Here is an 8,416-nt window from a genome sequence, read left to right as displayed (position 1 = left end):
CGGCGCGTCCTGGCCCTGGTCTTGGCTTGGGTTCTGGCCGCCTTGCTGCGGCTGGTCGAACAAGGCGTCCAAAGAAGTCGAAGCCGCGGCGGGCGGTTGCGGGGTCTGCTGGCGGATGCCTTCTGGCAGAACGTAGGTTCTGCTCGTCTCGAAATCCTCCAACCCGAAAACAATATTCACGGGTTGGGGGGCACTGCGTCCGGGCGCGGCCGCGTCCCTGTCCGCGGGCATTTCCCAAGAGCGCCCGCCCCCGGCATAGGCGCGGATGAACGGCGCCCAGAGGCACGCCTCCGCGAAGCGGATGTTCTCGGGCGTGTAGTCGTACAGATAAGGCGCGTTCGACTGGCTCCAGTTCGGGAAGAAGATGGACAGCCCGGTGCGCCGCGGCTCGATGCTCCGGACAAACAGCGGAACCGCCCAGTCGTAGACCTGTTGCGCGTAGGCCGCGGCGGCCCGCGTCTCGGGAGTGAAAGCATCGTAGTTGGCCGTGATGTACAGGAACATGCCGATATCGATATACGGCCAAGGCTGGCCGCCTTCCGCGCCCATTTCGGGGCCGGAATACTGGCGCGCAATGTGGACGGCCTGCAGTGCGTTGCCGTTGGTCTGAATTTCCCGGCAGAAACAGGTCACTACTGCGTTCAGCGCCTTCACGAATTCGCCCATGCGGCCCGGCAGCGCCACGGCCAGGGTCTGGTCGTGCTGTTCGTTGATGGGCCGGTACTGAAACGCCCATAGCATGAAAGAGGCGGCGTTCCAGGCGTCGATGTCGGTGTAGCAGTTCATCGCGTAGAGCCAGAGGCCCATCGCCAGGGGCCCGAACATCGTTTCCTCTGAGGCCACGACCACATCGCAGTAGCCGTCAAGGTCGTACGCGACCTCGGTCATGCCCATCATGCAAGAACTGAACGCGATGAGGTCGAAACGGGTGCCGCCCGCCTGCAACGCCTGCCGCAGTTCGAGGGAAGTCAGCGCGTCTTCGCCGCTTGTTTCGTCGTACCCGACCTCCTTGCTGGAGCCCAGCCAACTGACGCCGCCCGCGCCCGCGTTCACGTCGCGCCAGCCGCCGCCATGGCCCATAATCACGAGCGCCCGGTAATTCGACGGAAAGGCCTGCGTGCCCCACTGGATAAAGCTCGCCAACGTGTTCGGGTCGCCCGTGTTTACCTCGCCTACGGCGTAGGAAGTGTCCGGATGCACCAGGGACTGCCCCGCGGGCTGCGGCCAGCGCTGAATCCACGCCACGCGTGCGCCGCCGTAGTCGCCCGCGCCGTAGGAGCGGTCCACCAGCGCGACCACGTTGGCCAGGCCGCTGGAGCCTATCTGCTCCATTTCTGCGATGATCGGAACCGTAGCCTGGTCAATGTCGCTTGCATCGACGGCCATGTACACCAGAATGGTCCAATTCGCCCCATATCCCTTCGAGCGGCCGCCGTCCAGCGGCTGTTCCGGCGGCGTCAAAGCGCCGGACGGTTGCGCGTGCTTGTCCAGTTCCCGGAGCCGGCCCAATAGCTCGCGCTGCGGCAGTTCGCGCCGCAGACCGGTGCCCGCGCCCTGCGAAGCCGTTGAAGCAGCGCCCTGGTCGTCGAACAACGCCTCAAGCGAGCCGCCCGCCTCGCGCGACGCAGCGGGAGCGGGCAGCGTCCGCTGCCGCCCCTCGTCGAAGAAGCGGCGCGCGGCCGCTTCGTTGCGCAGTTCCGCGCCCGGCTCCGCGGCCGCGCAGAAGGCGGGGGCCGTCCGCAACGTCATGCACGCCAGCAACGCCGCCGAACACAGTATCAACTGCAAACTTCTGCTGCGGGATTTGTTCATGACATGGTTCCTCACCTTTGCCTATGCGAGATAGAGAAACGCGCACTCGGAGCTTTGATGCTAATCGTCAAGAACCACCCGAACTCCCACGTATGAGTCCCAGTCCGTGGGGTCCGCGTAGCGCCGTTTGGCAGACCGGCATTCTGCGGGGTCGTCCATCCAGTTGCCGCCCCGTATCACCCTATACTCGCCCCCGGAACTATTCTTTGGGTCATGGTCGGGGCCACGGTCATAGAAATCATCCTCGTACCAGTCCCAACACCATTCCCCGACGTTCCCGTGCATGTCATGCAAGCCCCACGCGTTTGGGGGAAAACTTCCAACGGGCGTGGTCTTGTCTCGAAACATACCCTTTCGGCTCTTACCGTAAGTGAAATTACCATTATAGTTAGCTTGGTCGGTTGAAATCGTTTGACCGAAGTGGAAGGGCGTTGTCGAACCTGCACGGCAAGCGTACTCCCACTCCGCCTCTGTTGGCAGACGAAAACCTCCTCCCCGGGTCCTGCGATTCAGGCTTTCCAGAAGGACCATGCAGCCTTCCCAAGAAATGTTCTCCAGTGGAAGGTCCGGGTCGCCGGTGAAATAGCTGGATTTGGTGTCCGTCAATCGCTCACACTGCGCCTGCGTTATCTCATATTTGCCCATCCAGAACCCGCGCGTGATCGTTACCGTATGTTGCGTTTCGTCATCCTCTCTGCCCGCTTCATTCGCAGGGCTGCCCATCACGAAAGTCCCCGGTGGTATCCACACCATCTCCAGGGTCACCCCGCCCCCGAGTTCCACGGTCATTTCGTCGCCGGCTTCAGGCTGCCTATCACTGCTTTCACCATCCACAGTTATCACGCTGGTCAGTACAATATCACCGGAGACCCTGGACAGGTCCCATGGATTTTGCGTGAGGCCCTTGTTTGAAGCCCAGAGCCGGGTGCGGTCCCATGCGAAGACGCTGAGTTCTTTGGCGCCGATCAGCGTATCGCCGTTGGTGTCCGCCGCGCCGGACAGGCCTTCGAGCAGGAAATGCGTGAACGCGCCATGGCCGGTCTCTTCCATCTCGTGGGAAACCTCGTCGGGCCCGCACGACGCGAGCACGACCATGCCCTCCGAGTCGAACTGGAGCTGGTCGGCCACGCTGCGGTCCATGCGCCGCACCGAACGGCCCTGTGCGCTGTGACAGGCATCGAGCAAGAGCACCTTGCGCTTCGCGGGCGAGATTTCGAGCATGCCGCGCACGTCTTCAAAAGCGACGCCGGTCTTGGCGGCGAGAGAGGCCGAACCGTCGGAGGGCATCAGATACAGGCGGCTATCTTCCGTCGTGCCGTGGCCCGCGAAATAGACCAGCACGGTATCCTGCGCGCCCGCCAGCCCGATGAAGTTGTTCAGGTACTTCAGGATGTTGTTGCGCGTCGGCTGCCGGTCCTGCGGCATATCGTCCGTGAGCAGCGCAAGCTGCTCAGGATTGAATCCGTTTTCCGCCTGCGTCAGCGCGGCGTGGATGGCCGCCGCATCGGCCACGGCGAAACGCAGGTTGCCGATGCCCGCGTCGTCGTAGCGGTTCACGCCAACGACCACGCCGAACTTGCGGCCCGCAGCCCAGTCCGCCGCGGGCGGCGGCGCGGCCGTGCCGGCGCTGCCGCGGGCCGGTTGCGGCGCTTCACATCCGGCCAGCAGACACGCCAGCAGCCACAACCCCAAAAAAACGCGCAGCGTCCCCGATTGCATACGAAGAACCTCCCTGCTCAGAATATCAGAGACGCGGCGCGAGCCGCCACGCAGGACGCGTTGCGAACCTGGCGGCTTTTGCGGGGTCGAAGAGCGCGAGGACAAGAGGCCGGAGTCTGTCGCTATGGACGCGGACAACAAAAAGAAAGGCTGGACCCGGATTATCGGAATAGGCGGCACGCTGGCCGCGATTGTCACGGCGGTGCTCTGGGCCATTTATTTCTTCACCGAGGCCAGGACTCTCAACGAGTTTCTGGCCTGGTGGAACACGACGGTCCCGGTGTTCCAGGATTCCGCGCCGCACGGGGACGGCGCGCCGGCCGCGCCCTCCGGCTCGAACGCCGGCCAGGCTGTGCCCGCGCAGACGCCCGGCGGCTGGCAGGTTTATGATTTGGCGCCCGGCGAAGTGACGCCCCTGCGCGCATTCGGGTTTGCCGTGGAACTCGCCCTGCCCGAGGGCAACCTGAACGCGCTGTTCGATGAAACACCCGGCGTGCAGGCGTGCCGCACCTACACCCCCGAAGGGAGACCCTTGCGCTGGGACAACTGGGACGCCACGGAGTTCCCGGTGCTCGTGCGCAACGAGCAGCTGGGTTATCCGCTCTACCGCAACGCGAAGCTGGGCATTTGCGCCGCGGTGCACATCGAGCCCCGCGCGGACGCAGGCACCCTGCGCATCCGCTCCGTCGAGCCCGGGGCCGTTGCCCCCGAAGCCCGATACATCAAGCTGGACTGACCGGGGACCGGTCAGGAGGCGTTTTCTTTATCGCGCGGACACGGCGACCACGCGAAACCCGACATTGGCCTTCCTGTCCGTAGGAAGGCCCCGGTTCCGGTTTGCAGAGCGACAGGCCGCGGGGCCGTCGGCGCAGCAACCGCCCCGAACGACGCGGTGTTCGCCGCCGCGCGCGCCGTGCGGATCCGTCACGGAAGACTCCGGGTATTCGCCGTACCAGTCCTGGCACCACTCCCACACGTTGCCGTGCATGTCGCAAAGGCCCCAGGCATTGGCCGGGAAGGCGCCCGCGGGCGTCGTCTTGCGCCGGTACTCGCCCTTGCGCCCCCTGCCGTAGGTGGCGTGCCCGTTGTAGTTGGCCTGGTCCGTCGAGACCGTCTCCCCGAAATGGAAAGGCGTCGAAGTGCCGGCCCGGCATGCGAATTCCCATTCCGCTTCCGTGGGCAGGCGGAAAAACGCGCCGCTGACCCGGCCGTTCAGCCTGCGCAAGAACTCCTGGCAGTCCTCCCAGGACACGGTCTCAACCGGCTGCTTGCGGTCGCCCTTGAAGAAGCTCGGATTGGCCCCCATCACGCGCTCCCACTGCGCCTGTGTAACCTCGTATTTGCCCATCCAGAAGCTGTCCGTGAGGGTTACCTGATGCTGCGTTTCGGCTACGACGCGCTGTTCTTCGTCTTCGGGGCTGCCCATCACGAACCTGCCCGCGGAAATGCCGGCCAGTTCGAGCGTTACCCCGTTTCCAAGGTCCAGGGTGCGTGTCAGGCCGGTGCGCGGCTCGGCGTCGAGGTCCATCGGCGGCAGTTCTCGCGACTGGATTTGCGCCCGCTGCATCTCGTTCCAGCCTACGTACCCTGCGGCGCCGAGCAGCAGGGCGACGACCGTCGCGGCGGCATAACCGGGCCAGCGGCGGCGCTTCTTGCGCCTGGGCGCGCGTTTGGAGGGCTTGGGCGTATCCCCAACCGTCCGCAGGATAAAGCCCGCGTTGACCCAGGTTTTTGGCGGGATGTTCACCCGCTGCGCCTGCGGCTGGCGCCCGGGCGCGTCCACTTCCACCAGATACTCGCCGGCAACGAGGTTCGGCAGGCATAGCGGAGCTTTCAAGCGCGTTGCGCCCGCGAGTTTGCCGTTAATCTTCACGCGCGCCTCAGGCACGTTCACGACTACCTGAAGCCCCCCTTCCATCAGCGGCGGCGGGGGCGGCGGGGGCAACACTTCCTCTTCGTACGGCGCGCTGGCCCCGTAAGCCTTCGCAAACGCGCGGCGGCGACGCGAACGCCACACCCAGACCGTCGCGGAACCAAGAAAAGCCAGCCCCGCTATCGCGGCGGTCAACGCTTCACTCGGGACCTGCCGCAACCACTCCGCCGCCCCGCGCAGCACGGGCCATTCCTCAAGAAACGGCACGCCAATCGCCGAGGGCGGCTGCGGGGTGGGTTGCTCGATTCGTGCGGAGGAAGCATCGGCGGCCGGGGTGTACGGCCTGGCGAGAATGATTTCGCCGGAGACGCTCTCCGTGCGTTGCGGGGTCTGCTGGAAACCCTGGTCCGCGGCCCAACGGCGTGTCTGCTCCCAGGTGTAATAAGCGGCTTCGTGCGCGCTTATCAGGTTGTCCGCGTCCTTATCGGCCTTGCCGGTCAGGGCTTCGAGCAAAAAATACGTAAACGCACCGTGGCCAGTTTCGGACATATCGTAGGATTGCTCTTGCTCGCCGCACGAAGTGAGAGTGACCGTGCCGCTGGACGCGCTCTCGATCTCCGCGAGAGCCTCTTTGCTTAGTTTGTCTCCAAGACCGCGCCCGGCGCCTGCGTGGCAGGCGTCCAGTATCAGGATTTTCTTCTTGGCGGGCACGTTTTCCAGAAGCGCCTTGAGTTCGGCAAATGCGAATCCGCTGAAGGCGACGTCTTCGGTCGTCGCGTCGCGCAGCAGCAGGTACAGCTGGTCGTCGGCCATCACGCCATGACCAGCGAAGTAGACAAGCACCGTGTCGTCCTCGCCGGGCATGGACAACGTGCTGGAAAGGAACTTCATCATGTTCTCGCGCGTGGGCGCGTGCATGTCATCTTCGCCGTCCGTGAGCAACAGAACGTTCGCGGCAGGAAAGCCCTGTTCCATGGCGACAAGCCGGTCGCGCAGGGCGCGCGCATCGTTGACCGCGCTGGGCAGGTCCGAGATGGTCACGTCATCGTAATTGCCGACGCCGATGATAACCGCCCACTTCTGCGGGGCCGGACTTGCCGGCGCCGTCATGCCGCCGCTGCCGCGCTCCGCGGCGGAAGCCGCGCCGCACAAAAGACACAGGCCCAGACACGCAAACGTGTAGCATCCGAAAAAACGCATAGACCGCTGCACCCCATCTCGCGCAAAACAGCGCGCCCGTCGCGGCTCTTCCAGCCGCGAAGCATGACCGCGGCGAAGTATACAAGGAAGGCCGCGCACCGGCAAACGCGGGCGGCGCGCGGCCCCTGTCGGGAACAAGCGCCCTGCCGATTACCTCCCTACCTCGACCCGCTGCACCCAGTAATGGGTCTGCAGGTCCCCCGCCTCGATGCGCACCACGTTGCGGCCTTGTTGGACTATGCCGCTGATGTCCCAGGCTTCGTCGATGAAGCCGTGCGAATCGGGCGAATGGTCCGATGCCACGGCGTAGCCGTTCACGTAAACGTTCACGGGCGACCAGCCGCCGTTGTAAGCCTCGCTCGCAGCCGAAGACAGATGGCGCAGCAGCAGTTCGCGGTACTCGCCTGAATAGGCTGCGTCAAAAACCACTTCCACGTAGCTGCCGTCGGCCAGCAGGCGCAGGCTTTGCTTGTAGTACGGGTTTTCGTCCACGCCCTCGGCGGCGGTGAGGTCCATTCCGCGCGCCTCCGCCGGTCCGTCCGGAACGCCCGAGAAATCGATGTACAGGCTGCGCGGGCCTTGGCCGCCGTCCGGTCTGGGCCCGTGTCCGTGTCCGGGGCCGGGCCCATGTCCGGGGCCGGGCCCGTGCCCGGGGCCGGGGCCCATCGGACCGCCGCGCCAGGCTACTTCGATCCGCTGCACCCAGTAGTGTGTCTGAAGGTCTTCCGCCTGGATGCGGATGGTGTTGCGGCCGGGTTGGAGCAGTTCGCCGAGGTCCCACGTTTCCTCCATCATGCCGTGTTCGTCCGGTGAATGGTCGCGCACGACGGCGCCGCCGTTGACGTAAACGCTCACGGGCGACCAGCCTCCGTTGTAAGCCTCGCTTGAGGCCGAGGACAGGTGCCGCAACGTCAGAGCGGCGTCGCGAGGCATGCCGCGCACCTCGAAGGACGCCTCGAGATAGCTGTTGTCGTTCAGCAGCCGCAGGCTTTCCCGGTAATACGGGTTGCGGTCGGCGCCGCACGCGCTTTCGAGCGCGATGCCGCCGCTGATGGCTTCGCCGTCCGGGAACGGCGTGAAGTCCAGGAACACCCTGTCACCGCCGCCGCAAGACGCCTGCGCGAGGAGCGGCGCCCGCGAGCCACACGGCGCGCCCACGTCCAGGACCACCGGGCGCGCCGCGCCCGAAGCCGCGGCGGGAACGCAGGCGGCGGCAATGACGGTTAGAACGAGCACGGACACACGTAGAGCGTTATCGTTTTGCATGGTAGTACCCTCCAAATGTCCGGGGGCCGTTTTCTGAGCGCCAGGCCTCTTTCCCCGGCCTCCGCACCTTTCGTACTACAGGACGCATGATGTTTTTGTTTTATTCAGCCGGCGGGAAAATGCGCTTCGCAGCAACGGGCAAAGGCAAGGCTCAATACAGGCGGCCCCGTAACGGCCGGGGTGTCCGGCCCGTCTTGATGGCCCGGATTTCCCCGGACACGGGGAGGCTCCCCCGCAATCGGGTCACAGACGGATTGCGCCGCCTTTTCTGGACCGCGTATCGTCTGGTATTCTTACTGCAAAGAGGTTGGATGCATGAATTGGCAAGAATACATTGAACAGCGGCCAGAGGTTATGTTGGGCAAGCCCGTTATAAAGGGAACCCGCCTGACCGTCGAATTGATCCTCGAACGCCTTGGCGACGGCTGGTCCGCCGAAGAATTGTTCGAAGCCTATCCCGAACTGTGCCCGGAACACATCCGCGCCGCGCAGAGCTATGCGGCCGCCTGCCTCGCATCCGACGAGGCCGTATTCCTTGCCGGAAAA

At 64.9% G+C, this 8,416-nt stretch carries 6 protein-coding genes; 2 read left to right on the top strand and 4 right to left on the bottom strand.

The window, feature by feature from the left end:
- Both KA184_21750 and KA184_21745 read right to left on the bottom strand, forming a co-directional pair.
- Window positions 1-1,812 (bottom strand): hypothetical protein (locus tag KA184_21750; protein MBP8132212.1); only part of this gene is annotated, 1,812 nt, incomplete at its 3' end.
- Window positions 1,813-1,872: 60 nt separating this feature from the next.
- Complete coding sequence (locus KA184_21745; GenBank protein MBP8132211.1) at window positions 1,873-3,531, bottom strand: SUMF1/EgtB/PvdO family nonheme iron enzyme; 1,659 nt, start codon at window positions 3,529-3,531, stop codon at window positions 1,873-1,875.
- Between the two features lie 124 nt (window positions 3,532-3,655).
- Here KA184_21745 and KA184_21740 point away from each other — a divergent pair, with 124 nt between their 5' ends.
- Complete coding sequence (locus KA184_21740) at window positions 3,656-4,267, top strand: hypothetical protein (GenBank protein MBP8132210.1); 612 nt, start codon at window positions 3,656-3,658, stop codon at window positions 4,265-4,267.
- Window positions 4,268-4,294: 27 nt separating this feature from the next.
- On the opposite strand, the gene KA184_21735 is transcribed toward KA184_21740, so the two are convergent.
- On the bottom strand, window positions 4,295-6,604 hold the full coding sequence (locus KA184_21735; GenBank protein MBP8132209.1) for an SUMF1/EgtB/PvdO family nonheme iron enzyme: 2,310 nt from the start codon (window positions 6,602-6,604) through the stop codon (window positions 4,295-4,297).
- Window positions 6,605-6,754: 150 nt separating this feature from the next.
- Entirely contained in the window at window positions 6,755-7,870 is a 1,116-nt protein-coding gene (locus tag KA184_21730; protein ID MBP8132208.1) for a hypothetical protein, read from the bottom strand.
- Window positions 7,871-8,185: 315 nt separating this feature from the next.
- Between KA184_21730 and KA184_21725 the strand changes: the two genes are divergently transcribed.
- Window positions 8,186-8,416, top strand: a 231-nt coding sequence (locus KA184_21725; GenBank protein ID MBP8132207.1) for a DUF433 domain-containing protein, incomplete at its 3' end; no start/stop codon positions are given.

Source organism: Candidatus Hydrogenedentota bacterium (assembly GCA_018005585.1).
Taxonomy (GTDB): domain Bacteria; phylum Hydrogenedentota; class Hydrogenedentia; order Hydrogenedentales; family JAGMZX01; genus JAGMZX01.
Note: the sequence above shows the minus strand (reverse complement) of the source record. Positions and strands in the feature narration are given on the sequence as shown.

Excerpts from the sequence above, each read along its gene's own strand:
- KA184_21745 (MBP8132211.1), bottom strand. The coding sequence starts at position 3,531 with ATGCAATCGGGGACGCTGCGCGTTTTTTTGGGGTTGTGGCTGCTGGCG.
- KA184_21740 (MBP8132210.1), top strand. The coding sequence starts at position 3,656 with ATGGACGCGGACAACAAAAAGAAAGGCTGGACCCGGATTATCGGAATA.
- KA184_21735 (MBP8132209.1), bottom strand. The coding sequence starts at position 6,604 with ATGCGTTTTTTCGGATGCTACACGTTTGCGTGTCTGGGCCTGTGTCTT.
- KA184_21730 (MBP8132208.1), bottom strand. The coding sequence starts at position 7,870 with ATGCAAAACGATAACGCTCTACGTGTGTCCGTGCTCGTTCTAACCGTC.